This window comes from Exiguobacterium sp. s128 (assembly GCF_018618815.1).
In the GTDB taxonomy this organism is placed as follows: domain Bacteria; phylum Bacillota; class Bacilli; order Exiguobacteriales; family Exiguobacteriaceae; genus Exiguobacterium_A; species Exiguobacterium_A antarcticum.
Window position 1 is genome coordinate 1 of sequence record NZ_JACSMT010000087.1, and the last position, 1,886, is coordinate 1,886.

Here is a 1,886-nt window from a genome sequence, read left to right on the forward strand (position 1 = left end):
CATATAAAAAACTCCTCTCGTAGGGTTAGTATTCCATACCATCTTTCAAAAGAAGTTAGTCATTTTCTTAAGTTGACATCTATGGGCTTACCTTCCGCCCATGGAAAGCGAGGATGTCGAACCGTCCGTTACAAGGATTGATTTTGGCCTGACTTATGAGTCAGTCCCGTTTGTGTCGTGCCATAGTGTCACTTATTCTTCAGAATGGTAGACGGCAATCCCATTCTTATCTTGATGCTTCACCCGGTACATCGCAAGATCGGCATATTTCAGCCACTGTTCTAAATTTGTCCCCTCCACATAAGGTGCTACGCCGATGCTCGCAGAGACATGTAGTGTCTGTCCATGATGTACGTAGGAATGACATAAAAAGTTCAAAAAAAGTTTACAACGTCGTCGTAACGAAAGTTCATCCTCCGCTGACATCAATAAAGCAAATTCATCACCGCCGAGTCGATAAACGGATTCGTCGGCGACTAGTTCAGTAGAAAGACGTCTTGCGACTTCGATTAAGATGTAGTCCCCGGCTTCATGACCGTACGTATCGTTAATGAGTTTGAAACCATCCAAATCAATGAGTGCCAAGTAATTGAATGTAGATGATTGTTGATTAAACGTCCGTTCGAGAGCACGGCGATTTCCGATATCAGTCAGTCCGTCATGATAAGCATGATATTCGATTTGCTGCTGACGTTCCATTCGATCCGTCACGTCATGAAGAATTAAAAACTGACCAAAAGAGGTGTCGGCAATCATGATCGGAATCGGAATCAACTCAAATTGTTGATTCGATTGATTTTGATAATGGTTAGAATTCTGCATCAAGGCGGTCTGGAAATGACGAAATTCGGTGGTGAGTCGATCGACGCCCATATCCGAAAGGCCGAAAATTCGTTGGGCGGCTCGATTCGCATAGATCGGTTCTTTTGCTTGATTGAAACGAACGATTGGATCAGGATGTCCTAAAAACAGTGGGATGACTTGTTGCTCGCTTGCTTTAATCTGTTCCGTTCGTCGCGTGACGCGTATCGTCAATTGTTCATTTCGAGTATCCAATTGGCGGACGATTGAGCTATGTTGTCTTGTAATCAAAATTTGACGGACGATCAGTAAGAATAAAATGATGAAAATATCACGTTTCTCACCTTCTTGTTCAATGAGATAGTGAAGGAATAACGGCAAGGAAAGAAGTGGAAGCCAAGCGCGCTGGACGACGGATGATGTGCTCGTTCCTTCGACGATGTGGTCGATGTGCCATAAGATAGCCGCACTTTGGGCTAAGCGGATAAAAATAGGTGAAAAAATCAAATATGTTGTCGTGAAATCAGGGAAATAGACGGACGATATCTCATAGAGTCCTCGGATAAAGATGGACAAGAAAAGTAAAAACAAGGTAGTCCGGGAGACCCAGTGCGTGTCTTGGATAAAAGAAAAATAAAAAAAGACGAACAGACCAAGGGATGTATTGATGATGACGATCAAGGAGTATGGGAACGTGTTGACGGTCGGGTCGACGAATTCATTCAAGATGTGAAAGGCAACAAGAGCAAGGAAAGTCATTAAAATGAAGGCATCCATCGCAGCTAACACATGTTGACCAAATCCTTTTTTAGAGACGATCCGGTAAAAGATGGCGAATAAAAATAAGTAATGTGAGAGTGAAAAAAATACTAGGCTGTAGACGCCGGACACAGTGCCTGACGAACTGAATAAATGAATGGTTTCGAGAATTGAACCAAGGACGGATAAGGTAAGGGAACCGAGTGCAAGTAGCCAAAACTTTCGACGTGGGACAATTGTATTTTGCAATAGGTTTGTGGTTCTTACGCAATGTTAGTGAACGTTGACACGTATACTCCCGATTAAACACAATCGTTTTCTTACAA

At 42.8% G+C, this 1,886-nt stretch carries 1 protein-coding gene; it reads right to left on the reverse strand.

Annotation, left to right across the window (positions count from 1 at the left end; all coding sequences use genetic code 11):
* Positions 1-192: 192 nt before the first annotated feature.
* A complete protein-coding gene (locus KNQ13_RS15640; RefSeq protein ID WP_251027500.1) occupies positions 193-1,809 on the reverse strand; it encodes a GGDEF domain-containing protein in 1,617 nt (538 codons plus the stop codon).
* Between the last annotated feature and the right edge of the window lie 77 nt (positions 1,810-1,886).